Source organism: Brachybacterium sp. GCM10030252, from assembly GCF_042666535.1.
Classification (GTDB): Bacteria; Actinomycetota; Actinomycetes; order Actinomycetales; family Dermabacteraceae; genus Brachybacterium.
This window is the reverse complement of sequence record NZ_JBHTDM010000008.1, coordinates 1-25,569: the sequence shown is the minus strand read 5'-3', so window position 1 is coordinate 25,569 and position 25,569 is coordinate 1. Positions and strand designations below refer to the sequence as shown.

The 25,569-nt window shown below is 68.6% G+C and carries 18 protein-coding genes and 1 pseudogene; 4 read left to right on the top strand and 15 right to left on the bottom strand.

What is annotated here, in order from left to right:
* Together ACFQRJ_RS07940 and ACFQRJ_RS07935 are read left to right on the top strand one after the other, a co-directional pair.
* A complete protein-coding gene (locus ACFQRJ_RS07940; protein ID WP_377018451.1) occupies positions 1-2,097 on the top strand; it encodes a bifunctional aldolase/short-chain dehydrogenase in 2,097 nt (698 codons plus the stop codon).
* 14 nt (positions 2,098-2,111) lie between these two features.
* Positions 2,112-3,623 carry a rhamnulokinase family protein gene (locus tag ACFQRJ_RS07935; protein ID WP_377018450.1) on the top strand — a complete coding sequence of 504 codons (1,512 nt, stop codon included), beginning with the start codon at positions 2,112-2,114 and terminating at the stop codon, positions 3,621-3,623.
* Positions 3,624-3,908: 285 nt separating this feature from the next.
* Here the strand turns inward: ACFQRJ_RS07935 and ACFQRJ_RS07930 are convergent, their stop codons facing one another.
* From ACFQRJ_RS07930 to ACFQRJ_RS07910, 5 genes are all read right to left on the bottom strand, one after another.
* Positions 3,909-4,922, bottom strand: a complete 1,014-nt coding sequence (locus ACFQRJ_RS07930) for a LacI family DNA-binding transcriptional regulator (protein WP_377018449.1) — start codon at positions 4,920-4,922, stop codon at positions 3,909-3,911.
* 148 nt (positions 4,923-5,070) lie between these two features.
* Complete coding sequence (locus ACFQRJ_RS07925) at positions 5,071-5,292, bottom strand: hypothetical protein (RefSeq protein ID WP_377018448.1); 222 nt, start codon at positions 5,290-5,292, stop codon at positions 5,071-5,073.
* Positions 5,293-5,398: 106 nt separating this feature from the next.
* Positions 5,399-6,229 carry a carbohydrate ABC transporter permease gene (locus tag ACFQRJ_RS07920; protein WP_377018447.1) on the bottom strand — a complete coding sequence of 277 codons (831 nt, stop codon included), beginning with the start codon at positions 6,227-6,229 and terminating at the stop codon, positions 5,399-5,401.
* Positions 6,226-7,026, bottom strand: coding sequence for a carbohydrate ABC transporter permease (locus ACFQRJ_RS07915; protein WP_377018446.1), 801 nt, complete (start codon positions 7,024-7,026; stop codon positions 6,226-6,228). Before ACFQRJ_RS07915 ends, ACFQRJ_RS07920 begins: the two co-directional genes overlap by 4 nt.
* Positions 7,027-7,159: 133 nt before the next feature.
* The gene (locus tag ACFQRJ_RS07910) at positions 7,160-8,356 is read right to left on the bottom strand and encodes an ABC transporter substrate-binding protein (protein WP_377018445.1); all 1,197 of its coding nucleotides are present in this window, start codon (positions 8,354-8,356) and stop codon (positions 7,160-7,162) included.
* Between the two features lie 648 nt (positions 8,357-9,004).
* On the opposite strand from ACFQRJ_RS07910, the gene ACFQRJ_RS07905 reads away from it, so the two are divergent.
* Complete coding sequence (locus tag ACFQRJ_RS07905) at positions 9,005-11,284, top strand: family 78 glycoside hydrolase catalytic domain (RefSeq protein WP_377018444.1); 2,280 nt, start codon at positions 9,005-9,007, stop codon at positions 11,282-11,284.
* A gap of 164 nt (positions 11,285-11,448) precedes the next feature.
* On the top strand, positions 11,449-12,747 hold the full coding sequence (locus ACFQRJ_RS07900; RefSeq protein WP_377018443.1) for an ABC transporter substrate-binding protein: 1,299 nt from the start codon (positions 11,449-11,451) through the stop codon (positions 12,745-12,747).
* A 270-nt stretch (positions 12,748-13,017) separates the two neighbouring features.
* Here ACFQRJ_RS07900 and ACFQRJ_RS07895 read toward each other — a convergent pair whose 3' ends face one another.
* The 10 genes and pseudogenes from ACFQRJ_RS07895 to ACFQRJ_RS07850 all read right to left on the bottom strand — a co-directional run.
* Positions 13,018-14,832, bottom strand: coding sequence for an ABC transporter substrate-binding protein (locus ACFQRJ_RS07895; protein WP_377018442.1), 1,815 nt, complete (start codon positions 14,830-14,832; stop codon positions 13,018-13,020).
* Positions 14,829-15,080 (bottom strand): hypothetical protein, encoded by a 252-nt coding sequence (locus ACFQRJ_RS07890; protein ID WP_377018441.1) that lies wholly within the window; start codon positions 15,078-15,080, stop codon positions 14,829-14,831. The genes ACFQRJ_RS07895 and ACFQRJ_RS07890 overlap by 4 nt, the downstream gene beginning before the upstream one ends.
* A complete protein-coding gene (locus ACFQRJ_RS07885) occupies positions 15,077-16,189 on the bottom strand; it encodes an ABC transporter ATP-binding protein (RefSeq protein ID WP_377018440.1) in 1,113 nt (370 codons plus the stop codon). The genes ACFQRJ_RS07890 and ACFQRJ_RS07885 overlap by 4 nt, the downstream gene beginning before the upstream one ends.
* Positions 16,182-17,264 (bottom strand): ABC transporter ATP-binding protein, encoded by a 1,083-nt coding sequence (locus tag ACFQRJ_RS07880; RefSeq protein ID WP_377018439.1) that lies wholly within the window; start codon positions 17,262-17,264, stop codon positions 16,182-16,184. Before ACFQRJ_RS07880 ends, ACFQRJ_RS07885 begins: the two co-directional genes overlap by 8 nt.
* A complete protein-coding gene (locus ACFQRJ_RS07875; RefSeq protein WP_377018438.1) occupies positions 17,264-18,193 on the bottom strand; it encodes an ABC transporter permease in 930 nt (309 codons plus the stop codon). Before ACFQRJ_RS07875 ends, ACFQRJ_RS07880 begins: the two co-directional genes overlap by 1 nt.
* Complete coding sequence (locus ACFQRJ_RS07870) at positions 18,190-19,281, bottom strand: ABC transporter permease (protein WP_377018437.1); 1,092 nt, start codon at positions 19,279-19,281, stop codon at positions 18,190-18,192. The genes ACFQRJ_RS07875 and ACFQRJ_RS07870 overlap by 4 nt, the downstream gene beginning before the upstream one ends.
* A gap of 520 nt (positions 19,282-19,801) precedes the next feature.
* The gene (locus tag ACFQRJ_RS07865) at positions 19,802-22,543 is read right to left on the bottom strand and encodes a glycosyl hydrolase (RefSeq protein ID WP_377018436.1); all 2,742 of its coding nucleotides are present in this window, start codon (positions 22,541-22,543) and stop codon (positions 19,802-19,804) included.
* 56 nt (positions 22,544-22,599) lie between these two features.
* Entirely contained in the window at positions 22,600-23,913 is a 1,314-nt protein-coding gene (locus ACFQRJ_RS07860; protein WP_377018435.1) for a Gfo/Idh/MocA family protein, read from the bottom strand.
* Between the two features lie 11 nt (positions 23,914-23,924).
* The gene (locus ACFQRJ_RS07855; RefSeq protein ID WP_377018434.1) at positions 23,925-25,289 is read right to left on the bottom strand and encodes a Gfo/Idh/MocA family protein; all 1,365 of its coding nucleotides are present in this window, start codon (positions 25,287-25,289) and stop codon (positions 23,925-23,927) included.
* A gap of 123 nt (positions 25,290-25,412) precedes the next feature.
* A pseudogene (locus ACFQRJ_RS07850) lies at positions 25,413-25,569 on the bottom strand (carbohydrate ABC transporter permease); the annotation flags it as partial.

Below are 25,569 nucleotides of genomic sequence, written 5' to 3'. Positions count from 1 at the left end.
ATGAACGAGCACAGCACCACTGCCGGCGCCGCGGGCGGCACGGGCCGTACCGCCGGTGGCACGGCCACCGAGACCGTCGGCGCCCTGATCGCCCGCTCGAACGAGCTGGGCGCGGATCCGCGCAACACCAACTACGCCGGTGGCAACACCTCGGCCAAGGGCACCGACGTCGACCCCGTCACCGCCGAGGAGATCGAGCTGCTGTGGGTCAAGGGCTCCGGCGGCGATCTCGGCACCCTGACCGAGAAGGGCCTGGCGGTGCTGCGACTGGACCGCGTGCGGGCCCTGCAGGACGTGTACCCGGGCGTGGAGCGCGAGGACGAGATGGTCGCGGCCTTCGACTACTGCCTGCACGGCAAGGGCGGTGCCGCCCCGTCGATCGACACCGCGATGCACGCCCTGGTCGACGCGCCCCATGTCGATCATCTCCACCCCGATGCCGGGATCGCCCTGGCGACGGCGGCCGACGGGGAGAGACTGACCCGCGAGTGCTTCGGCGAGGCCGTGGTGTGGGTGCCCTGGCGCCGCCCCGGTTTCCAGCTGGGCCTGGACATCGCCGCGATCAAGAGGCAGAACCCGCAGGCGATCGGCTGCATCCTGGGAGGTCACGGCATCACCGCCTGGGGCGAGACGTCCGAGCAGGCTCAGCAGAACTCGCTGCGGATCATCCGCGAGGCCACCGAGTTCATCGAGGCCACCGGCGCCGCAGAGCCGTTCGGCGCCCACGACCCCGCCCGGGCGGCTCTGCCCGAGGCCGAGCGTCGGGCGAAGGCCTCGGCTCTGTTCCCCGTCGTCCGCGGGCTGGCCTCGACGGACGCTCCCATGGTCGGGCACTGGACGGACACCGACTCCGTCCACGAGTTCCTGGCAAGCGAGAAACTGGCGCCGCTGGCGGAGCTGGGCACCTCCTGCCCCGACCACTTCCTGCGCACCAAGGTCAAGCCCCTGGTCCTGGACCTCCCGGCCGATGCCCCGATCGAGGACGCCGTCGCCCGGCTGCGGGAACTGCACGAGGCCTACCGCGCCGACTACACCGACTACTACCAGCGCCACGCCGACGCGGACTCCCCCGCCATGCGCGGCGCGGACCCGGCGATCGTGCTGGTCCCCGGGGTGGGCATGTTCTCCTTCGGCAAGGACAAGCAGACCGCCCGCGTGGCCGGCGAGTTCTACGTCAATGCGATCAATGTGATGCGTGGGGCGGAGGCGATCTCGACCTACTCCCCCATCGACGAGTCCGAGAAGTTCCGCATCGAGTACTGGGCTCTCGAGGAGGCGAAGCTGCAGCGCCGTCCGACGCCCAAGCCCCTGGCCACCCGCGTCGCCCTGGTCACCGGCGGCGGCTCCGGCATCGGCAAGGCCACCGCCACCCGGCTGGTCGCCGAGGGCGCGTGCGTCGTGATCGCCGATCTGAACCTCGAGAACGCCGAAGCGGTCGCCGAGGAGCTCGGCGGGCCGGATGTGGCGGTGGCTCTGAAGGCCGACGTCTCCGATGAGCAGGCCGTGGTCGAGATGGTCCGCGAGGCCGTGCTGCCCTTCGGCGGGCTCGACCTGATCGTCAACAACGCCGGACTCTCGCTGTCCAAGCCGCTGCTGGAGACCACCGCGAAGGACTGGGACCTCCAGCACGACGTGATGGCCCGCGGCTCCTTCCTGGTCTCCCGCGAGACCGCGAGGGTGATGATCGACCAGGCCATGGGCGGGGACATCATCTACATCTCCTCGAAGAACTCCGTGTTCGCCGGGCCCAACAACATCGCCTACTCCGCCACCAAGGCCGATCAGGCGCACCAGGTGCGACTGCTCGCCGCGGAGCTGGGCGGGGACCAGATCCGCGTCAACGGCATCAACCCCGACGGCGTGGTGCGCGGCTCGGGCATCTTCGCCGGCGGCTGGGGCGCCTCGCGGGCGAAGGTCTACGGCGTCGAGGAGGAGAAGCTCGGCGAGTTCTATGCCCAGCGCACCCTGCTGAAGCGGGAGGTGCTGCCGGAGAACGTCGCGAACGCCGTGTACGCGTTGACGGCCGGGGATCTCTCGCACACCACGGGCCTGCACGTCCCGGTCGACGCCGGCGTCGCCGCAGCGTTCCTGCGCTGAGGGGACGGGACGGCATGGTGCACGAGGAGGTGCAGGGCTCCGCGCAGGCCGCGGCGGTGCCACCCGTGGCGATCGCCGCGGTCGATCTCGGCGCGACGTCCGCCCGGGTGATGCTCGGCGTGGTCTCCGCCGCGGGCATCGAGCTGACCGAGGCACGGCGCTTCGCCCACGAGCTGCGTGACCAGGACGGTCACCTCACCTGGGACATCGACGAGCTGTGGGCCCAGATCCAGGGCGGTCTGCGCGAGGCGGCCGCTCTCGCGCGCGAGCGCGGGCTGGAGCTGGCCTCGATCGGCATCGACTCCTGGGCGGTGGACTACGTGCTCGTCGGGCCCGACGGGTCCCGGATCGGGAACGCGATCTCCTATCGCGACTCCCGCACCGACGGGGTGGCCGACGAGGTCGCCGAACGCGTCAGCCGCGAGCGGCAGTTCGAGATCACCGGCATCGCCCAGCAGCCGTTCAACACGATCTACCAGTTCGCCGCCGACGAGCGCCTGCGGGACCTGCCCGAGGGCTCCCACGCCCTGATGCTGCCGGACTACTTCGCCTTCCTGCTGACGGGGCAGCGGCGCACGGAGGTCACCAACGCCTCCACCACGGGGCTGTTCGACGTGCGCGGGCGCACCTTCTCCCCCGAACTGTTGGCAGCGGTCGGGGTGGATCTTGCGATCTTCGCCCCGCTGATCGAGCCGGGTGAGCGCATCGGGGAGGTGCGGGAGGAAATAGCCGCCGAACTGGGTCTGGACGGGGTGGCGGTGACCGCCGTCGGCTCGCACGACACCGCCTCGGCGGTGCTTGCGGTTCCCTCCGCAACGAGCGTCGAGTCCACGACCGACGGCCCCATCGCCTACATCTCCTCGGGCACCTGGTCTCTGGTGGGGCTGGAGCTGCGCGAACCGATCCCCACCGAGGCCGCCCGACGGGCCGGCTTCACCAACGAGGGCGGCGTCGGCGGCACGACCCGCTTCCTGCAGAACGTCATGGGCCTGTGGCTGGTCTCGGAGTGCATGCGCCAGTGGTCCGAGGAGGGCCGCCAGACCGAGCTCGAGGAGCTTCTGGAGGCGGCCGCCGCCGAGCCCGGCGGACGATTCGTCATCGACGCCACCGATTCCCAGTTCCTGCCGCCCGGGGCGATGGCCGACCGGGTGGCCCGGGCCGCACGCCCGGGACCGGCAGCACACGGCGAGCACGACGTCCCGCGGACGAGTGCCGAGATCGTGCGCTGCCTTCTCGACTCCCTGGCCATCGCCTACCGCGACGCCGTGACCACGGCCTGTGAGCTGGCCGGGACGGGGACGCCGGCGAGAGTCCACGTCGTCGGTGGCGGCAGTCAGGGCGCCCTGCTGAATCAGCTGACGGCCGACGCCCTGGGCGTCGAGGTGGTGGCCGGCCCCGTGGAGGCCACCGCCCTGGGGAACATTGCCGTCCAAGCGGCGGCTCTCGGCGCGATCGAGGACAGCGCGGAGGCGATGCGCGCGCGCATTCGCGCCGGGGCCGAGCTGAGCAGATTCGCACCGTCCTGAGCGGTGTCGGTTCCGTACCGGGTGCGACGCTGACCGGACAGTTTTGCGAACCTGTACGGTGAACCGCCTCGAAACTGTACGGTGAGTGCCTGCGAATCTGTACGGTAGAGCGTTGCGAAGTTGTACGGCAGAAGTCTGCGAATCTGTACGGAAGTGCGCTGCGTTCCTCACGACGGGCCGTACGGCGTACCGGAGGGCCGACGGAATCGCGGTCGTACCCTGGCACCTTTGGGTCCGCGAGGGGGAGCCGACCTCGCGGTCCCAGCCGCTCTCGCGATGATCTGCTCAGACTGCCGTGGACTCCCGTTCGACCAACTCCGGCGTGAAGCTGACATGCCGCGGCGGAGACTCGGGGTTGGCGATCTCCTCCTCCAGCAGCGCGAGTGCGGTGCGCCCCATGAGGTCCGAGGGCTGGGAGACGGAGGTCAGCGGCACGACGGTGCTGCTTGCGAAGGCGATGTCGTCGTAGCCCACCAGCGCGATCTCCTCCGGCACCGCGACCTGATGGCGGAACGCGAAGGCCTGCAGCACGCCGACGGCGAGCAGGTCGTTCACGCAGAAGATCGCGTCGGGCCGTTCGGGCCGAGGGCGGCCGACGATTCGCTCCCCGACGTGGCGACCGGCGAGGACGGTGAGATCCTCCGCGTCAAGCACTTCGATCTCGAGCCCGGCGTCGGCGGCGGCGCGGCGGGCACCTCGGAGGCGATCCGCGACCTGGCGCAGGTCCTGACGAGCACTGACCACCGCGATCCGACGCCGGCCTCGCGAGAGGAGATGGCGTGCAGCGATCTCGCCGCCGGCGATGTCGTCGACGCTCAGTGAGGACCCTCCCCCGGCCTCGCGTTCACTCTCGACGAGCACGACGGGCGTGCCGCGACCCCGGATCCCCTCGATGACGTCCCGTGTGCCGCCGGTGGAGGCGAGCAGGATGCCTCGCACGCGCTGCTCCTCGAACAGCGAGAGATACAGCCTCTCGCGCTGCTCACGGTTGTTCGTGCTGCCGGAGATCACCGCAAGAGAGGAGCTCTCACCAGCCGCTTCGATACCGCCCACCAGCTGAGCGTAGAACGGGTTGCCGGAGTCCAGGACGATGGCGCCGACGGTATGGGAGCGGCCAAGCTTGAGCTGACGGGCGGCGTCGTTGCGGACGTATCCGAGCTCACTGATTGCCTGTTCTACGCGCTCCCGGCGGTCCGGGGAGACGATGTCCGGGCGATTGAGGACATTGGACACCGTTCCCACCGAGACGTTCGCGTGTCGGGCGACGTCCTTCATGCTGACCGGACGACTACCGACCATTCCCCCACACTCCTCACCTCACAGACCAGCGACTCCGCGACCTTACCGCGCTGCGATCACTCAAGCAGTGCCGGTGCTTCGTAGGCCACTGCCTGCACCGCGGCGGTGGGCTCGCGCCTGAACAGCACGTCTTCCATGTAACGGGAGATCAAGTCACCGACCGCGCACGCGGGACGCTCACCTCGGGCGCGACCTCGGTGTACGCCTGGATCGCCTGCTTGGCGAACTCGTCGCGCTCGGTGTTGCCCCACCAGGCGAAACGCAGGCCACCCTCGTCGGAGCCGCCTGCTCCCGCGTCCGCGGCGTTCGCACCGCAGGATGCGAGGCCGGCGAGCGAGGTCGGGTCAAGCGCAGTACGGCGGGTGGGCATGGATGCTCTCCCTCGATCATGGGGGGTACGGAAGCTCGGCCCAGGTCTCAAGACGACCTGCCTCGAGGCAAGCCGCGGAGGCTCGGAGCGTCGAGCAGTGCGGACGTCACCCCTTCACGGCCCCGGACGTCATCCCTGCAACAATCTGTCGATTGAAGAACAGAAACACGATTAACGGCGGAATCGTGATGAGCAAAATATTCATGAAGAGCAGATTCCATTGCGTAGAGTATTGGCTCATGAAGTTGTACAGGGTTAGCTGCACCGTTGCATTCTCTTCGCCCGGGAGGAAATAAAGGGGATGCACGAAATCATTGAATACCGCGACCGACTGCACGACTATCACCGTGACGACGGTCGGCTTGAGAAGAGGGAGAATGACCCTGAAGAAGAGCCTGAGAGGGCCGCAGCCATCGATGATCGCGGCCTCGTCGAGCTCCCTCGGGACCGTGGACATGAAAGCGCGGAACAGGAGCACGCAGAACGATATGCCAAAGGTGATCTCGACCAGGATAAGGCCCGGCAACGTCTTGAACAACCCGATCGACTGCAGCACCCAGATAGTAGGAACCACCGCGGGCGGCACGATGAGCCCCATCAGAACAGCGGCGTTCACCACGCCATTGAGCCGGCTCCGACGTCGCTGCAGCACGAACCCGACCATTGCTGCCACGACCACCATGCCTGCCACGCTCGTGACCGTCAGAATCGTGCTGTTCACCATGGCCGTCACAAGCATGTAGTCACGTGCCTGGAACACTTCGCGCAGATTCTCCACGAAGTGGAACGATGTCGGCATGGACAGATCCAGTCGGGAGGACTCTTGCCGGTCCTTCACGGCGTTATTTACCACCAAGGCGAATGGGACCACGAACACAAGCACGAATAGAACGAGTGTGAGCGCACTGACCACGTTGATTCGGACACGGGTTCTCATTGGTCGATCTCCGCCTTCCGCATGAAGTGGTTGAGTGGAAGCACGATCACCATGACCACGAGGAACAGGATGACGTTGCCTGCAGTCGACAGACCGTAGAAACCCGCCTGGTACTGCTTGTAGATCACCGAGGCGATCACATCGGAGGCGAACCCCGGCCCGCCGCCAGTCATCGCCCAGATGAGATCGAAGCTGCGAAGCCCGCCGATTAGAGACAGCGTGATGACGGTGAACGTTGCCGGACGAATCAACGGCAGCGTGACGTAACGGAAGGCGGTCCACGAACCCGAACCATCGACTTTAGCAGCCTCATAGTATTCCGTGGGAACAGCCACCACACCTGCCATATAGATGACAGTGGCGAGGCCGACTCCTTTCCAGATATCCACCAGCGCGACGGAGATCAATGCAAGCTGGGGGTTTGCCAGCCACTTGGGGCCTTCGACCCCGATCAGGCTCAGCGCGGAATTTATGAGCCCATCGCTGGGATGCATCATCGTGGTGAACATGACCCCGACCCCGATGGTCGAGACCAGAACCGGGAAGAACACCATGGAACGCAGCAACCCCCGTGCGCGAATCTGCGAGGTGAGAAGCAGCCCGAGAGCCATCCCGAGCACCACCTTGGCACCACTCGTCACAAAGGCGAAGACCACCGTGTTCCGCAGAGATCCGATGAGCTGGGGTTCGGACAGGAACTGCCGAAAGTTCTCGAAGCCAATGAACTCCCAGTCGAAGAGAGTCCATCTCGTCAGACTGAAAAAGAAAGACGCGAGGGTGGGGACGACGAAGAACACCAAGAATAGTAGGCCAGCCGGCAGGTAATACCACAAGGGGTACGCGGCAGCGAGGTAATTGCTTTTCCTCCTCCCGACACGCTCCTGCGAGACACCGTCCGTGGGGCTTCGAAGTGCTGCGACAGCCACGTGCTCACCACCCTTCGAGTCCGAGCTGCTGGGCCTGCTTCTCCACATCGTCGTCGTATCGCTGGGCCGCGGTCTTTGCATCGATGGAGCCGGTGCCGAGTTCGATAAGGATATTCTCCAGATTCGGGCCCTTGATCGGCGAGACGAACTCCAAGGCAGGGGTGGTCGCCCCCTCTGTATCGAAATACGTCTGGAGATCGGCGATCGCCGACGGCACGTCATCGGGCAACGGCACGTCGTCGACCATGTACGGACCCGTCGGCTGGGCTCCCTCCGCCATGGCGGCGAGGCCCTCGGCGGTGGTCGCGAACTCGATGAACGCCTTTGCGGCATCCGGATTCTCCGCGAAGGCCGGGACATAGAGACCGTTCGGCAACCACACGGTCAGACCATTCTTCTCGGCGTCATCGCCCGGAAGCGCGAAAAAGCCGACGTCCTCTATGTGGTCCGGATGATTGGCCTCGATCTCAGAGATGCCGCTCGCGAAGAATGGATAGTGCACTCCTTCGCCTGTCGCCAGGTACGCCAGAGCCTGCTCGAGGGTGGCGGAGACATAATCTTCATTCACCAAGCCCTCTTGGGTCACCTGCTCGACATGCTCGAAGGCCTTGAAAGCCGTCGGATCGTCGGCGAAGCCTACCTCGTTGGCGGTGTACTGATCAGCGAAGTCCGGATTGACCGCGGCAACATTATGATAGTCCGCCAGCACCAGGAACTGCGACGTGTACGTCTCCCCATAGCTCTGGATCACGCCGTGCTTTCCCGCCGATTTGGCCGCCTCGGCGTTCGCAATGAAGTCATCCCAGGTGAGCGGCACCTCGAGGGCCAGCTCCTCGTAGGTGGGCTTGTGGTACCAGATGCCACCGGAGTTCGACCCGCCGTGCGGAGCGCCGTACACCTTGTCCTCGGCGGTCACCGCAGCCGGATAGCTCTCCGCGAGTCGCCCTACCCAGGACTGGTCCGAGAGATCGAGGAGATTCTGTGTCGGCCGGATCGCCTGGAACAACGAGCCGGAGTTGTACGAGAACGCATCCGGCATGTCCTGCGTGCTCAACCGGGTCTTGACCAGATTGTCACCCTCCGTCCCGCCCGGACGAGTCTCCACAGTGAACTCGTAGTCCGTCTGCGAATCATTGAAGGCCGCGACGAGCGACTCCGCCGCAGCGATGTTGTTCGGGTTGTTGTCGACGAGGAACGTCACTGTTCCGCCGTCTCCTCCACCGCTTCCGCACCCCGTCACCGCGATGACGGAAGTGGCCGCTCCGGTCCCTGCGAGAAAAGTACGTCGTGTAATTGCCATGGGGGTTACACCTACCTCGTTGTATGTAACTCACCTCCACCGTGGTCAGTGGAGCACCCGTGAGCGATTGAAACGCTCCAAGTGTCGGACACGATAGAGGGGCCCACGCCGCGTGTCAATGGCCCGAGATCACGTCGTGACGTCGCGCGCCATGGGGGCTCCGTTCCGATCGCCGAAGCAAGCGCTTGCCCGTTTCTCGGGGTCTCTCGTGGAGATGTCGAGCTTTCCTGAGATGCGCTGACCAGCGAAAAGCTCTGCGCCTCTGGTCATCTCGCCCGTACGCGGTGACACTCCCGCCATTTGTCGGCGGGACGCGAGGCGCGCCCACCTGTGGCGAGCAACTGAGCCTTGTACGCCGACCCGAGGAGTGCTAGGTTGATTGAGTCGTTTCATCATGGGACGACTCGCCGCAGCCCCACTCGGCCGCTACGACGCGCAGAGTCGCCGCTCGACCGGCCGCAGCACGGGGATAGAAGCATCCCGAACTCGTGCCCCGTACACACTGTCCGCACCCGGACGAAGTATCCGCACCCGTATGAAGGGGAAACCATGACACCGCTGTCCTCCGCACCGCTGACGACCCTCGACCGGTCACAGCCCATCGCCGCGTCAGCGCCCACCGGGCGCGTCCCGCGACTGGCCACCACGGCACGGCTGACGAACGCAGCGTCGTCGGTCGCCATGGCCGAGCTGCTTGCGACGGCGCAGGGTGTCTACGAGGTCGCGATTAACGGCACCCCTGTCACAAACTCCGTGCTGAACCCCGGATGGACCGTCTACGAATCACGACTCCAGGTGCAGCGCTTCGATGTCACGGAGCTGATCCGTGGCGGTTCCGCCGATGTGCACGTCTCCACGCTGCTCGCTCGCGGCTGGTGGAACGGTGACTTCGGATTCGGGGACGCCGCAGCGAACTATGGCACCGAGAACGCGTTCCTCGGTGCCCTGGTCGTCACCTTCACTGACGGCAGCACACAGGAGATCAGAACCGACGAGACGTGGACGGCGACAGGTTCCACGATCGAATTCGCCACGATCTACGACGGGCAGTACGAGGACCGCCGTTTTCACGCAGGCGAACCGACCCCGGTACGAATCGCTGAACTCGACCGTTCCACCCTGATCGAACAGCAATCGCCGTTGATCGTCCGGCACGAGGCCCGAGCGCCGGAGAAGATCTGGACGTCCCCCTCGGGCAAGACGCTCCTCGACTTCGGCCAGAACCTGGTCGGATGGCTCCGCTTCACCGTGACCGGGCCCTCCGGCACCGAGATCACCATGCGTCACGCCGAAGTTCTGGAAAATGATGAACTCGGGGTGCGGCCGCTGCGCACTGCCGCTGCGACCGATCGCGTCATCCTCTCCGGTGACCCGGACGGGGAGTCGTTCGAGCCGACCTTCACATTCCACGGATTCCGCTACGCGGAGATCACCGGCTGGCCCGGCGACTTGCGCCCGGAGGACGTCGAAGCCGTCGTGGTCCACTCCGATATACCCCGCACCGGGTGGTTCGAGTGCTCGCACGCCGGCGTGAACCAGCTGGTGCACAACTCCGTCTGGAGCCAGCGCGGAAACTTCCTGGCCGTTCCCACCGACTGCCCACAGCGCGATGAGCGCCTGGGCTGGACCGGTGACATCGCCGCCTACGCGGCGACGGCTGCCTACCAGTTCGATGTCTCCGACTTCCTGCACAACTGGTTGCTGGACGTGCGTGCGGAGACCGACCTTCCTCCGCTGAACTTCGTCCCGTTCGTCGTCCCTGACATCCTCAAGCTCCGCAAGGGTGGCAAGGACCCCTTCGCCGAGGGTGAGCCGCGGGAAGTTCCCACGGCCATCTGGGGCGATGCCGCCGTCTGGGTCCCGCAGGCGCTGTGGAACGCCTACGGAGATCTCGACCGGCTGCGCGAGCACTACCCCGGCATGGTGCTGCATCTCGAGTCCGTCGAGCGCGCCCTCTCCCCCAGCGGCCTGTGGGACACCGGCTTCCAGTTCGGTGACTGGCTCGATCCCGATGCCCCGCCGGACGCGCCGGCCGATGCGAAGGCCGACAAGGGCGTGGTCGCCACCGCCTGCCTCGTGCGCTCGGCCCGTTTCGCGGCGGAGACCGCACGGCTGCTCGGCGAGGACGATGATGCCCGGCGCTGGCAGGACCTCGCAGAGAGCACGCTCTCCGCGTTCACCGACGCCTACGTCGAGGCCGACGGTCGCATCCGCTCCGACTGCGCGACCGTGTATTCGCTGGCCATCGTCTTCGACCTGCTCGACGAACCCACCCGAGCCGCAGCCGGTCAGCGGCTCGCCGAGCTGGTGCGCGAGGCCGGCTACAAGGTCTCCACCGGCTTCGCCGGCACCCCGTTCGTGACCTGGGCACTCTCCGAGACCGGGCATGTCGAGGACGCGTACCGGCTGCTGCTCGAGGAGGAGAACCCTTCCTGGCTGTATCCGGTCTCGATGGGCGCCACCACGATCTGGGAGCGCTGGGATTCGATGCTGCCGGACGGCTCCATCAATCCCGGCGAGATGACCAGCTTCAACCACTATGCCCTGGGCGCGGTCGCCGACTGGATCTATCAGGTCGTCCTCGGTATCCGGCCGGCCGAGCCCGGATACCGCACGATCCTGCTGAAGCCCACACCGGGGCCCGGCATCGACTGGGCGAAGGGCGCCTACGACTCCGCCGTCGGCCGGATCGAGGTCGAATGGTCCACGGCGGAGGGCGGCTTCACCTGCACGGCGACCGTGCCCGCCGGCATCGACGCGCAGGTCGAGCTGCCCGACGGCACCGCCCGGCAGATCACCGGCACCGGGGAGCCCCGCACCCTGGCGTGACGCGCGCGCGTCGCAGCAACACTCGGAAAGCGTTTGATCCGCGTGGGGCGATCAGGAAGCATCATGCGTTCTCGGCAGGACAGGCCCCGCGGGGCCCGTGGGCGAAGCTGCTCACGTCGTCTCCTGCCGGGTCACTCCGACCCATCGATGTGCAGGAGAACGACATGCTCACCCGACGCCACACCCTGGCCCTGCTGGCTGCTGCCGGCGCGGCGCCCGCCCTCGCCGCCTGCGGCCCCAACGCCGGGTCCTCCGCGAACGGGATGCGGATCTACTGGTGGGGTGGCGACCTTCGCAACGACCTCACCCGCGAGGTGCTGGACATGTACACCGCCGAGAACACGGAGGTGGAAGTCTCGCCGGAGTACAGCGAGTGGTCGAGCTACTGGGACAAACTGGCCACCCAGACCGCCGGCGGCACGATGCCCGACGTGGTGCAGATGGATGAGGCCTACATCGACTCCTACGGCACCGAGGGTTCGTTGCTCGATCTCGAGACCGTCTCGGACTCCCTGGATCTCTCCGCGATGGACGACGCCATCCTGGAGACGGGCCGCCTGGCCGATGGCACTCTGGTGGGCGCACCGAACGGCTTCAACCTCTTCGCCACCGGCATGAACCCGACCGTGCTCGAGCAGGCCGGCATCGACGCCCCGGACGACACCACGTGGACCTGGGACGACTTCCTCGAGCTGTGCCAGCAGATCTCGGAGTGGGGGAAGTCCACCGGCGAGGACGTGTTCGGCACCAGCTCCTTCGGGCTCGGCTCCGCCGACCTCGCCGCCTGGGCCCGCCAGTCCGACAACCAGCAGCTGTTCCCGCGCGAGGACGAGGAGCTGGTCACCAAGGACACGATCGTCGACCTGCTCGAGTTCAGCCGCAGTCTGGCTACCACCAGCGCCGCGCCAGGCGCCTCAGCGCAGATGGAGGACGACTCCGCAAGCCTCGAGCAGGGACGCTTCGCGACCAACCGCTGCGCCTTCATGCAGGTTCCGAGCTCGCAGATCCTCACGTTCCAGGAGTCCTCCGGCTCCCCGCTGCAGCTGCTGCGCATGCCGGCCCGCACCAGCGGAGAATCCCGCATGGTCAACAAGGCATCGATGTACTGGTCCATCGGCAAGTCCACCGGGGACACCGCGCAGGCGGCCGACCTGACCAGCTTCCTGCTCGCCGATGACGCGGCGGCCGAGGTCCTGAAGATCGAGCGCGGGATCCCGGCCTTCCCGGAGCTGCAGGAGACGGTGCGGCCCCTGCTGAGCGAGAACGAGCTGGTCTCTCTCGACTTCGCTCAGAAGATGCAGGAAGAGGTGGTCAAGCCTCCTGCGGTGACTCCCGCAACCGGTGTGGGCTTCGGCGACGAGTACGCCAATCTCGCCGAGGAATCCCTGTTCGGCAAGCGCTCGACCTCGGAGATCGCCGACGACATCCTCAGCACGCTCGAGAACATGCAGCCGCAGCACTGACCTCCGTCACGCGCCCTTCCTCGGCGCCCTGCGTCGGCGCCGCCCGTCACGCACCGACCTTCGCGCGCCGACCTCCGCGCGCCCTGCGCCGGCGCCCGCGTCATGCGCCGAGATCCGCGACCTGGTGGAAATGAGCGAGACATTTCAACCAGGTCACGGATCTTGCGCGCGCCCTACCGCTCAGGGGCGCCCGGAGCGGACCATCCACGGCGCGATCACGCTCGTTCAGTCACCCTCGCGCGATCACCTCGTGCGGTCACCCTCGTCCGGTCACTCCGCGACCGGCTCGATCGTGCCGCGGAACATCTCCAGCACCACGAAGTTGTCCGCATACGGGGCGTTGGCCAGGATCGGATCGTCCGTCGCCGGGAAGCCCTGGACGCGCACGCCCTCCAGGGCCGGGTTGTTCCCGTACCGCTCGAAGATCGGGATGATCGGCAGCAGCTCGTTGAACGCGAGCGCCACGGTGGAGACGTTCTGCTTCTGCTCCTCCACGTCCAGGCCCTCGCCCGAGGTGGTCACCAGGGCCTCCAGGTCGACGGTGCCCGCGGACGTCTCGACGTCCTGCAGCGGGAACGCGTACCCCTTGCCGCCCTGGTTCTTGGCGATCGGGATGTTGTGCAGGAACAGGTCCGTCACGTACGAGAAGTAGGGATGGGGGTGCGTGGAGGAGCCCCAGGCCTGGATGGCCATCTGGAAGTCGCCCTTGTCGATGTCGATGGGCGCCTGCTTGTCGTCCAACCCGCGAGCGGTCACCTGGATGCCGAACTCCGTGAGCTGCTCGGCGATGTTGGTTCCCGAGGCGGACCAGTCCGCGTACGTCTGGGGGAACTGGATCTCGTACTGGGCAGGGTTGCCCTCGGGCGTCATCCATGCATCGCCCTCCTTGGTCCAGCCGGCCTCCTCGAGCAGCGCGGTGGCCTTGTCCAGGTCCTGCTCGTACGTATCGAGCTTGCCCTTGACGTCCTCGGTCAGCCACTGCTCCACGAAGTTGTCGGAGAAACCGACCATGTTGACCACGGCCTTGCCGGAATCGGCCAGGGCGACCTGACCGTTGACCTCCCGGTCGATGAGATAGGCGAAGGCGCGGCGGGTGCGCACGTCGGCGAACTCCGGGAACTGATCCTGGTTGAGGTACAGGGCCGGGCCGGAATACACCGGGGGCCGCAGGATCGTGTACCCGGCGGCTTCGAAGGGCTCCTCCGAGGCAGGGGCGAACCCGTGGGTGGCGTAATCGATGTCCCCGGACTGGACCAGCGAGGTGATCTCGGTGGTCTCCCCGTTGTAGATCACGATGTTGTCGAAGGTGACCTTGTCCGCGCCGTACCCGGAGTCGTTGCGCACCAGGGTGAGCTGGGTGTTGGTGATGGTGTCGTAGTCGAAGTCGTACGGGCCCGAGACGATCACGTTCTCGGGCTTGAAGCTCTGGAACTCGGTGCCCAGGGCCTCGCCGTCGCCCTCGTCCATCGTGCCGCCGGCATCGACGATCGCCTTGGCGCGATCGGCCCACTCGCCGTACTGCGCGGTCGAGAGGATGTTGCTCTTGAGGATGTAGCGCTCGAGCACCGCCGGCGGGTTCTCGAAGTTGACCACGAACGTGGTGTCGTCCGGCGCTTCCATGCCCTTGATGAAGTCCCAGGCCGGGGAGCGCTGGATGAACTGGACGTAGAACGTGGTGAGGTAGTCCTGGGAGGTCAACGGCTCGCCGTCGCTCCAGGTCAGTCCGTCCTTGAGCGTCACGGTCAGGGTTCCGGCATCGGTGTCGAGGGTGTGGGAGTCCGCGATCAGGTATTCCCACTTCTCTTCGTCCCACAGCCACAGTGCGGGCGGCGGGACCAGCAGGTCCCGGTAGAGCCCGTCCCCGAGGATGGAGGTGGGCACGGCCGCGTACGGGATGCCGGCGAAGTTGAAGTGCCCCTCGGGAGGCTGCTTGTACGGCCACGCGCCGTGGAACGCCCCGCCGCCGCTGCCGCCCTCACCACCGCCCTCGGGCTCGGCCGGCGCGCACGCGGCGACCCCGGCTCCGGCGACCGAGGTCAGGCCGACCGCCTTCAGGACATCACGCCTGCTCCAGGTAGTGCTCATGTCTCCTCCTTGTGTGTGACGACGGAGTCGTCGGTGGGGTCGGACATCGCGTCCTCGCGATGTCGTCGTCGGGTGCTGATGCGCTGCGCCGCCACCGAGGCGATGACGATGCCGATGCCGAGCAGGAGCGCGATGATGCTGACGATCCGTTCGGCGGTCCCGGCGCTGGTACCGGGGATCATGAGGGCCGAGCCGACGGCCACGAAGCAGCCCAGGGACAGCAGGGCTCGGGCCGCGGTGTCGATCATGGCGAGGCACCTCCCCCGCCGGTGGGTGCCGGGGCGCGGGGCCCCGGCGTCGGACTAGCCGGATCAGCTGCCCCGGCCGGGTCGGTGAGCACGGTGCAGGCGACGTCCTGCGCAGGGGCCTGCGGCGAGGGCAGCAGCACCGGGCGGATCTCCCGGCAGCGGTCCTCGGCCAGCGGGCAGCGAGGGTGGAAGGTGCACCCGCTGGGCAGGTCGGACAGGCTCGGGAGGTCGGCGCTGAGCAGCCCTCCCCCGGCCTTCTTCTGCTTGCTCAGCTCCGGGTCCGGCTCGGGGACGGCCTCGAGCAGCGCCCGGGTGTAGGGATGCTGAGGATTGTTGATCACCTGCGGGGTCGGGCCGGCCTCGACGATCTTGCCGAGGTACATCACCGCGGTGCGCCCCTCCCAGGCGAAGTACTTCGCCAGGGCCAGGTCGTGGGTGATGTAGATGAAGCCGACGCCCTCCTCCTTCCGCAGGCGGGTGAGCATGTTCAGCAGGCTCACCCGGATGGAGACGTCGAGCATCGAGGTGGACTCGTCGGCGATCAGCAGTCGCGGCGAGAGGGTGAGTCCGCGAGCGACGGAGACGCGCTGGCGCTGCCCGCCGGACATCTGGTGGGGGAACTTCGCGCGGTAGCTCTCCGGTGGGGTGAGGTCGACCCGCGTGAGCAGCTCGTCCACCTGCTGGTCGACCTCGGCGGCGCTGCGGGCCAGGCCGTGGCGCCGCAGCGGGACCGCAAGGGTGCTGCGGATGGAACGGATCGGGTTCAGCGAGGCGTAGGGATCCTGGTGGATGTACTGGACCGCACGCCGGTACTCACGGCGTTCGGCGCGGGTCATCTCGGCCAGGTCCTTGCCCTCGAAGCGCACCGAGCCGGAGGTCGGAGAGGCGAGGCCCGCGGCCAGGCGGGCAGTGGTCGTCTTGCCGCTGCCGGATTCGCCCACCAGGCACAGCACCTCGCCGGAACCGACGCTGAGGGAGACGTCCGAGACGGCGGGCAGATCCTTGCCTTTGACGTGGAAGACCTGGGAGGCGTGGTCCAACTCGATCAGCGGTGTGGAGGGCGACGGCGCATCGTGGCTCGTCGCCGGGTCGTGGGCGGCCTCAAGCACGGGCGATCACCTTCCGTTCGTGGTTGACCTGGTCGTGGTGGATGCAGGCCGCCGCGTGGGTCATGTCGCGGGGGCGCTGGGTCAGGGTGATCAGCTCGGGCTCGACCGGCAGGCACTCGTCGGTGGCCAGTTCGCACCGGGGCGCGAAGGCGCAGCCGGGTGGCAGTGTGGCCAGGGACGGCGGAGCGCCGGGGATGGAGGCCAGCTCCGGCAGGTCGCCGACGACGGGCGGGACTGCGTTGATGAGCTTCGAGGTGTACGGGTGCTTGGGCGCCGAGAAGATGTCCCGGGTGGAGCCGGTCTCGATGACCTTGCCGGCGTACATCGTGATCACCCGATCCGCGAGCTCCGCGGCGAGTGCGAGATCGTGGGAGATGAAGATCATCGCGAACTTGAACTCCTCGCGCAGCTCCGCGAGCAGGTCGATCACGGTGCGCTGGGTGAGGATGTCCAGTGCCGTGGTCGGTTCGTCCAGCACCAGCAGCCGCGGGCGCAGCAGCAGACCGGTCGCGATCAGCGCACGCTGCTTCATCCCGCCCGACATCTCGTGCGGATAGCTGCCGAGGACCCGTTTCGGCTCCAGCCGCACCGAGCGCAGTGCCTCGCTGGAGCGTTCGATGATCTCGCGCCGCGAGATGCGACCGTGGGCATGGTCGATGAGGGTGTCGGCCATCTGCTGTCCGATGGTCAGCACAGGGTTGAAGGCGTTCTGCGCGCCCTGGAACACCATGGCCGCCTCCGACCACCGCCAGCGGCGCAGCTGGGAGGTCGACATGGCGGTGACGTCCTGCCGGACGCCGTCATCCCCGGTGTAGGTCACGGTGCCGCCGGTGATCTCGCCGAGGGTGGGCAGCAGGCGCAGCAGAGCCAGCCCCAGGGTGGTCTTGCCGCAGCCGGATTCGCCGACCAGCGCCAGCGAGGATTCCGGGTAGAGGTCGAAGCTCACCCCGCGCAGGGCGCGCACGGCGGTGTCCTTGCCGGTGCGGTAGGCGACCTGGAGATCGCGCGCGGACAGCACGGGAGCGTCCTCGGTGGAGGCGGGCCGGCTGGTCTCGGACGTCGTGGAGGCAGTCATCAGCGGTCCCTCAGTCGTGGGTTCAGGATCTCTTCCAAGGTGCGGGTCAGCAGGATCAGCCCGAGCTGGAGGAGGACGATCATCGTCACCGGCGCGACGATGTACGGCATCGCATCGGGGTTGAACATCGCGCCCTTGGTCCACGCGTCGTTGATCATGATTCCCCAGTTGGTCCCGCGCTGCGGGGCCAGGCCCAGCAGGTACAGGCCGACCATCGCGTAGATCGCGTTGGTCACGGCGATGATGAAGTTGATGAGGATGTAGCTGGCCATGTTGGGCACGATCTCGCCGAACACGATGCGCAGCCATCCCACGTCCAGCAGCTGCGCGGCCTCGACGAACTCGCGCTCCTTGAGGGAGAGCACCTGGGCGCGGATCGACCGCATCAGCACCGGCCAGGTCAGCACGCCGATGATGACTCCCAGCAGGAGGGGCGAGTCGAGCTTGTAGAACGCTCCGACCACCGCGAGCAGCACGATCTGGGGAATCGTCATGACGATGTCGGTCAGCTGCAGCATGGCGGCGTCGAAGCGGCCACCGAAGTAGCCGGCCAGGGAGCCGATGGCCACGGCGATCACGGTGGTGATGGCGGCGGCCAGGAAGCCGACCATCAGCACGGTGCGTCCGCCGATGATCACGAGGTGGACGGTGTCCTTGCCGTTGCCCTCCAGGCCCAGCCAGTGCTGGGCGCTGGGGCCTTCCCAGGCGCGGGCCGCGTCGCCCGGCACGGAGGTGCCCATGACGAGAGGACCGATCAGGGAGATCGCGAGGATCAGCAGCACCAGGCACAGTCCGACGAAGCCGGAGGTGCTGCGGGTGAGTTCGCTGAACAGACGGCGCAGCGGATTGGTGCCCTTCGCCGCGGTCGTGCCCTCGGTGGGGGCCGGGACGGCGGGCCCGGGAGCCGTCGGCGGTGCCTCGGCGCTCATGCCGCACCTCCTTCGCCCAGTCGGATCCGCGGGTCGAGGGCGGCGTTGATCAGGTCGGCCGCCAGGTTCGCGAGCACGACGGTGATGGTCACCACCAGCAGAACTCCTTGGATGGTCGGGTAGTCGCGGGTGTTGATCGACTCGAACAGCAGCAGGCCGACGCCCTCGTAGGAGAACGTCTGCTCCACGAAGATGGCGCCGCCGACGACGAAGCCGGCCTGGGTGGCGATCTGGGCGATCAGCGGCAGCAGGGCGTTGCGGCCGACGTAGTTGCCTTGGATGCGGGACTCCCGCAGACCGCGCGCCTTGGCGACGGTCACGTAGTCCTCGCCCAGGACCTGGGTGGTCGAGGACTTCATGATCAGCGCCCAGGTGCCCACCGTGGTGAGGATGTAGGTGATCATCGGGAGCGTGGCGTGGTATCCGATGTCCGAGAGGAACCGCAGCGAGAACTCGGGGTCGACGCCGGGCGAGACGTTCCCGCGCATCCGGGTGTAGTCGATGACGCCGAGCTGGACGGCGCCAACCACCACGATGAGGATCGCCAGCAGGTAGTTGGGGATGGCGTGCAGGCCGCTGCCGATGACGGAGACGGCGTGGTCGATGACGCCCCCGCGGCGGTAGGCCATGATCATGCCGAGCAGGAGCCCGATGGTGATCGAGATGAGCAGGGCCATTCCCACGCTGTACAGGGTCCACGGGAGGTAGGTCGCGATCTTCTCGGTGACCGTGACGCCGGGGGTCGCGATCGACGTGCCGAGGTCGCCGCGGAGCACGCCCGCCATGTAGTCGATGTACTGGCGCCACAGCGGCGTGGACGGATCGAACCGGAAGAAGGTGGCGGCCTCGGAGGCAGCCTGGTCGTACGACTTCCCGTACAGCGCGATCTGCTGATTGATGTAGACGTCCACCGGGTTGCCCGGCAGCAGGCGGACCATCAGGAACACCCCGGAGGCCACCACCCAGATCACGAACAGCGACCGCAGCAGGCGGCGCAGGATGAATGAGTGGTAGATGCGGTGCCCGAGAGACGGTCGGGGCGCGGCATCCTGCGGTGGGGCTACCGATGTCGATACGTCGGTGCTCATGCTCCTCCTCGGGCAAGCGACAGTGCTCGTAGCGAACACTAGCCACGAAGCCACCGTGTGAACGTCATACATTGCGTAACAGTTTGAGCACTTTTGCTCATTTGATCCCTCGAGCGGTCACGCTCACCCATCAAGGCCCGTCACGACGATGATCACGCGCAGCGCCGAGGCGGTCGCTACCGAAGGGGCGTCGTTGCGCATTCGTGACCCTCGGGCACGCTCCTCGGCCCGGCACGCCCAGGTGGCTGGTCACGGGCCTCACCGCCCGGCGCACTCAGCACCCGTTGCCGGAACCTCCCACCTCACGCCCCGGTCCGCTCAACGCCTCACCCGGCCCCACAGTCACCTCGTCGTCGCCGGGTCCCACGGCTCGCGCACTCGGCCTCGTCGTCGCCGGGTCCCACGGCTCGCACTCGCCGNCGGCACCCGCTGAGCCGCCAGTAGTCGACGGGATCGTGTGCCCGGCCGGGTCGTCCAGCGATCCCGGCCTGGGCTGCCCCGGCGAGCAGGCGCCCCGGGCTCAGCCCGACGGGGTCCGGCGCACCCGCAGCAGTACCGGGACGGCCTGCAGTCCCGAGGAGACCTGGTCCATCGCCAGGTCGAGGTCCTGCTGCTGGAAGCGGGCACCGTAGGCCCGGTGGCTCTCGTCGACGATCAGCGCGGCGTGCTCGTCCGCGGCGACGGCTCCGGCGGCGGTGTTGTACACGGCCAGCTCCAGGGTGTTCGCGCCGGCGCGCAGAAGCTCGGTGACGTCGATCCGGTGCGGGGCGTCCCAGAGCACCCCGGCCTCGACACCGTTGACGGAGACCACGGCGACCTCCCGCACCGGCGGCGCGACGAGCGCGCGGTAGCTCTTCACCTCGCGGCTGGTGTTCTCGATGACCCGACTCGGGCCGAGGTCGAGCACCAGGCGGCTGTCCGGCTCGAGCCATGAGGGGTCGATTTCGAGCGTGGCCCGATAGGTACCGGAGCCCGCGAACCGCGGATTCTCCTCGTCCCAGCGGTGCGGTAGGGACACCTCTCTGAGCGTCCCCGCCTCGGAGAGTGACTCCGGGCCGCCGCTGACGGTGGGAGCACCGAGGGCGAAGTGCCACGGCCCCTCGAGCCGCAGGGACTCCGTGCTGCCCGCGGTATCCGCGGTGCCCGCGGGGCCTTCCCCGGGCGCGTCGCCAGGTCCGCGGAGCTCTCCGGTGGCGACGAGAACGGTGGCCTCGTACGGATGCAGAGTCACCACCACGGCCTCACCGCTGCGCTCGGCCGCCGTCACCGGTGCGCCGCGCGGGTCCCACACCTCGTAGCAGGTCCGCCGGGTGCGCGGCGTGAGGTACACGGTGCGCACTTCGGGCCCGGTGTTGGCCACGAAGTACAGGTCGCCGTCGGCCAGCCGCCGGTGGACGACGCCGACCTCCCCGCCGTCCCCCTCCAGCGCGACGTCGGGAGCCAGGGCGGCGCGCAAGGCGTCGGGGAAGCTCTCGGCGCTGGTCGCCATGGCCTCGGGGTAGGCCGGGGACTCGACCGCGATGACCATGCCGCCGGCCTCGCGGACGGTGTCGAGCCAGGCCCGGGTGCGCACCGGCAGGGTCGTCACACGCGGCAGCACCACCACGGGCGCCGCGTCGGTAGCCAGCACGTCCAGGGCGTCGTCGTCGATCAGATCGAGGTCGTAGCCGGCGCGTCGGATCGTCGCCGGGATCTCCGGGCCGATGTGGTCGCGGCAGGCCTTCCACAGATCGAAGCCCTCGCCGTGGCCGGAGTAGACATCGGCGGAGGGCAGGTAGAGCTTCACGTCGGCGACCGGTTCCCCCTGGCGCAGCACGCTGCACAGCCGGGTCAGGTATGCGGTCAGCTCGGGCATGGCCGGCCACCACGGATTGCGGTCATCCAGCGCGCCGGCGGCGTAGAAGTACCAGCCCACCCCGGGGATCTCTGGCGGCGAGTACGGCCAGCCGTGCCCGACGAAGTGGGTGATGCCCAGCAGCAGGTGCTCGTGCGCCTCGCCCTTGAGATCCAGCGGGGTGGCCCGGAACGACGGGGAGTGCACCCAGGTCCAGGTCTCGCTGGAGATCACCTCCCGGCCGTACAGGTGCCCGGCGGAGGTCGCCCACTTCGACTGCGGCAGCCCGTCCCAGCCCCAGCCCTCGCCCTCGATGTGGTCGGTGAAACGGTTCGAGCTGACCGTGACCGGAGGCTCGCCGTAGGCCTGGATCCGCAGCGGGACGTCGTGCTCGCGCGCCCAGTCCCGGCAGGTGGCCACGAAGTTCTCCTCGACCAGCTCGGTCAGGGTGCGGCCGACGTCGATGCGCAGCTCGGCCGAGCCCGGCTCATCGACGACCAGGCGGTGCAGCACGGGCAGCGGGTCGTAGCCGCGGCGCCTGGCGAACTCCTCGGGGAAACGCGGGGTCCAGTTCGCGCCGTACACCTCGAGGCTGTCGCAGAACACGGACCCGAGCAGCTCGCCGGGGACGGCCTCGAGCAGCGCCTCGCCGACCACGTCCAGATGGTGCCGGGTCGCCTCGGCCGAGAGGTGATCGAGGACCGGGCCCTTGGCGCCGGCGGAGGAGCGCTTGACGTGCTGACCGGTCACCCGCGACCAGGCCAGCAGCACGGTGCGCGGGCCGTTGCCGGCCGGGATGCGGAGGGACTCGCCGTCCAGGGTCAGCGGCTGCCAGTCCGTGGCCGGGATGCCGTGGCCGACGAAGGCGGCGACGAGCTGGTCGCCGGGCCAGGGGGTGGTCACGGGCACCTCGAGCGGGGCGACGGAGATCTCGCGTCGCTCCCAGTGCAGGCGGCGGGAGGCGTGCTCGGGGCCGATGTGCCCGCCGCCGTAGGACCAGCCGCTGGAGAGGGTCACGTCCAGCCGCAGCCCGAGCTCGCGGGCGGTCTCGGCGGCATGGCGCAGATGGGTGAGCATGGTGGTGGAGAGGAACTCGTCGGAGCCAGCGCGCAGGGGGTAGACGAAGGCGACCTCGGCGCCGCCGAGACCGGCCTCGGCCATGGCGCGGAGCTCGCGGTCGAGCTCGGCGTCCTCGACGTCGGGCCCGAACCACCACCAGCGCATCATGGGTCGCGCGGCGGGGTCGGGCCGCTCGAAGCTCTCACGGGCCTGGGTGACCGTCGCCGGGCCGCTCAGCGACCGGGTGACCGTCGCGGGGCCGCTCCCCGTCCGGGTGCTCGTGGTCGCTCCGCTCGTGGCCTGATCGATCGTGGCCTGATCGATCGTGGCTCGGTCGTTCGTCGCCGGGGTGATGGTCGTGCCGGTCATATCGCTCCTCGTCCGGGGTGCCGGGCGCGTCCCTGCGGGCCGCGCCGCGACCGGGGTCAGCCTCGACGGATCCCGGGGGCGGGAGGCGTCCAGGTGCGGACCGCGTCGGGCCGGGCCCAGGGGACGCCGAGCTCGCTGAAGGCCTGCCCGGCGTCGAGGGCGGCGAGCAGAGTCTGCTCGATGTCGCGCACGACCGGGACAGCGGCCTCGCCCTCGCCCTGGATGTCCACGGCGTCGCCGTCGATGGGCAGCGGGTCGGGCGCGCTCTGGATCGCTTCGAGCACGGTGCTGAAGGCGCCGGTGGTCTCGAGCGGGGAGATCAGGGGGACGCTGCGGTCCCGAACGTGAGCGGCGAGGTTCTCCATGAGATCCGTGCGCTCGTGCCGGAGCTGCTGTGTGCCGCCGTCGGGCCCGGTGCGCACAGAGACGTCGTCGGTGTAGTAGAGCCGATGGCTCCCCCGGGGGCCGACGGCTTCGACCCAGGCGGTTCTCTGCTCCGGTGCGGTGGTGGTCAGGGCACAGACGACGGCGGGGCCGTCCCCGGCCGGGTCGATCCGCAGGAAGGTCGTGTCGTCGGCCTCGATGTCGTGGGCGCGGCGCAGCTCGGTGGTCACCGAGGCGATGTCGCGGGCCTCGTCGATGCCGGCGATGACGAGGCCGGCGTGGACGGCGTGGGCGAGGGGGTTGGTGGCGACCCCGTCCGCCACCCTCCGCCCGTCCAGCTGCCGTTTCCCGGCCCAGGCAGAGCGACGGTAGTAGGCGCGGTCCCGGCGCCACGCCCCATGGACCCGCACCGTGTCGACCGGGCCGAGCGCACCGGTGGCGACCTCGTCGCGCAGCACGTCCACGCCCGCGCCGCCGCGGGCCTGGAACCCCACCTGGACGGAGCGCCCGGCGGCCTCGGCCGCGGCCAGCAGCTCCCAGTGGTCCTCGAGGGCGGGCACGGGCGGCTTCTCGAGGTAGACGTCGATGCCGGCGTCCAGAGCCTGCCTCGCCAGCGGCAGATGCGTGCCGATCGGGGTGGCAATCGCGACGATCTCGGGACGGTCCGCGGCGGGCACAGCCGCCAGCAGGTCGGGCAGCGAGCGATGGTGGATCCCGGCCACCTCCTCCGGCGGCTCGGCCACGTCGACGACTCCGACCAGTCGGGAGATCCCGGCGGATCCGAGGCGGGCGAGGTTCTTCAGGTGGATCCGGCCGAAGCCGTGGGTGCCGATCAGGGCGACGCGGACGGGACCGGCCGGCCGACTGCCGGAGGCCGAGGCCGGCCCCGAGGCCACCGCCGGCCCGGGGGACGTGGCCGCGCCAGGGGCGGCGGCCGGCCCCGCGCCGGCGATGGCCGTCGTCCCCGGGCCGGAAGCGCCCGCCATCTCCGGCCCCGTCATCGGACCGCCCCGGCTGCCGCGGCGGCGAGGGGCCCGGCTGGCGCGGGACGGGTGAGGTCCACGCCCATGTGCTCGGCGACGTCGACGGCCTGCCCCGTCTCCAGCGAGGCGTTGCCGCAGACGCCGACGGCGATGGCGCGCAGGCCGTCCCGGTGATCGGAGGCCCGTCCCAGCGGGTCGTCGGAGACGCCCTGGAAGATGTCGCGCAGCATGACGGCGTCGCCGCCGCCGTGGCTGCCCTCGCCGGTGGGGATCTCGATCTCGCGGGCGGGTTCGAAGTGCTTCTGGACCACGAGCCGGTCACCGCGGGTCCGCGCCCCGTCGTCGGCCGCCGTGACCGCGCTCGCGCTGGGATCGACCACGGTCTCGTCTCCCTTGGCGACGACCTCCGCGCGCTCGACCACCTCGAGCTCGACGCGGCCGGCGGTGCCGTTGACAGCGACCCGGTAGCCCTCCCACGGGCAGTGCGCGTTCAGCGCGTAGGTCAGCACGACGTCTCCGCTGTAGTCGACGATGGCGGTGAGGTTGTCCTCGGTGGTGATGCCGGGGCCGAACACGGACTGGTCACGGTGGTACCCGTCGTGCTGCTCCGTCTCGAGGTAGAGGCTCCTGAGTCGCTCGTCCTCGCGCAGGTCCAGTTCGAAGGGGTCGTGGTCGCCGTCGTGGGTGCCGCGCTCCGGCAGTGGGTCACGGCCCTGGCGGGCGGCGTTGTCCTGCCCGTAGAAGCGCAGCCCGCCGCGGGCGTAGACCCGCTGGGGCACTGCCGCGGTCCACCAGTTGACCAGGTCGAAGTGGTGGGAGGCCTTGTGCACGAACAGCCCGCCGCTGTTGACCTTGTCGCGATGCCAGCGGCGGAAGTAGTCGGCGCCGTGGGAGGTGTCCAGCACCCACTCGAAGTTCACCGAGACCACGTCACCGATCTCCCCGGAGGCGATGATCTCCTTCAGTGCGGTGTTGCGGGGGCTGTAGCGGTAGTTGAAGGTCACCAGCACCTTGTGGCCGGTGCGGGAGATGGCGTCCTCGATGCGGCGGGCGCTGGGCGCATCGATCGTCAGGGGCTTCTCGACGATGACGTCGGCCCCGGCCTCCAGCGCACGCACTACGTAGTCGGCGTGGTAGCGGTCCGGGGTGGTGACGATGACTCGGTCGACCCCGTTGCCGATGACCTGCTCGAGCTCGTCCGGTCCCGCGAGGGTGACGTCGGCGAATACCTCGTACCGGTCGCGGTGGAACTGGCGGCGGCCCGGATTGGAGTCGAGCAGCGCCACCAGCTCGGCGTCGGCGGCGTGGTCTCCGGCGATCGCGTCGAGATACATCTGGGCGCGGTGGCCGGTGCCGATCAGTGCATAGCGGGTGGGCATGTCTCTCCTGGGTCGGATCGTACGTGGGGTCAGGTGCGGGAAGCGGGAGGGGGAGCAGCGAGCGGGTGGACACGTGCCGCGAGGGCCGGCGGGACCGTGGCCCCGCCGGCCGCCGCGGTCGCGTTACTTGATGCCGGTGGTGGCGAATCCCTTGACCAGGAATCTCTGGCCGAACAGGAACACCAGGAACAGCGGGACGAGGGACAGGATGGACATCGCGAACATGGCGCCCCAGTTCGAGGTGCCCTGCGTATCGAGGAAGGACTGCAGGGCCAGCGGC

What these genes read in the sequence shown, in the direction of transcription:
- ACFQRJ_RS07860 (WP_377018435.1), bottom strand. Translation starts at nt 23,913, where the DNA reads ATGGCGGGCGCTTCCGGCCCGGGGACGACGGCCATCGCCGGCGCGGGG.
- ACFQRJ_RS07895 (WP_377018442.1), bottom strand. Translation starts at nt 14,832, where the DNA reads ATGAGCACTACCTGGAGCAGGCGTGATGTCCTGAAGGCGGTCGGCCTG.
- ACFQRJ_RS07920 (WP_377018447.1), bottom strand. Translation starts at nt 6,229, where the DNA reads ATGAGAACCCGTGTCCGAATCAACGTGGTCAGTGCGCTCACACTCGTT.
- ACFQRJ_RS07890 (WP_377018441.1), bottom strand. Translation starts at nt 15,080, where the DNA reads ATGATCGACACCGCGGCCCGAGCCCTGCTGTCCCTGGGCTGCTTCGTG.
- ACFQRJ_RS07855 (WP_377018434.1), bottom strand. Translation starts at nt 25,289, where the DNA reads ATGCCCACCCGCTATGCACTGATCGGCACCGGCCACCGCGCCCAGATG.
- ACFQRJ_RS07930 (WP_377018449.1), bottom strand. Translation starts at nt 4,922, where the DNA reads ATGGTCGGTAGTCGTCCGGTCAGCATGAAGGACGTCGCCCGACACGCG.
- ACFQRJ_RS07940 (WP_377018451.1), top strand. Translation starts at nt 1, where the DNA reads ATGAACGAGCACAGCACCACTGCCGGCGCCGCGGGCGGCACGGGCCGT.
- ACFQRJ_RS07905 (WP_377018444.1), top strand. Translation starts at nt 9,005, where the DNA reads ATGACACCGCTGTCCTCCGCACCGCTGACGACCCTCGACCGGTCACAG.
- ACFQRJ_RS07875 (WP_377018438.1), bottom strand. Translation starts at nt 18,193, where the DNA reads ATGAGCGCCGAGGCACCGCCGACGGCTCCCGGGCCCGCCGTCCCGGCC.
- ACFQRJ_RS07935 (WP_377018450.1), top strand. Translation starts at nt 2,112, where the DNA reads ATGGTGCACGAGGAGGTGCAGGGCTCCGCGCAGGCCGCGGCGGTGCCA.
- ACFQRJ_RS07900 (WP_377018443.1), top strand. Translation starts at nt 11,449, where the DNA reads ATGCTCACCCGACGCCACACCCTGGCCCTGCTGGCTGCTGCCGGCGCG.
- ACFQRJ_RS07925 (WP_377018448.1), bottom strand. Translation starts at nt 5,292, where the DNA reads ATGCCCACCCGCCGTACTGCGCTTGACCCGACCTCGCTCGCCGGCCTC.
- ACFQRJ_RS07870 (WP_377018437.1), bottom strand. Translation starts at nt 19,281, where the DNA reads ATGAGCACCGACGTATCGACATCGGTAGCCCCACCGCAGGATGCCGCG.
- ACFQRJ_RS07865 (WP_377018436.1), bottom strand. Translation starts at nt 22,543, where the DNA reads ATGACCGGCACGACCATCACCCCGGCGACGAACGACCGAGCCACGATC.
- ACFQRJ_RS07880 (WP_377018439.1), bottom strand. Translation starts at nt 17,264, where the DNA reads ATGACTGCCTCCACGACGTCCGAGACCAGCCGGCCCGCCTCCACCGAG.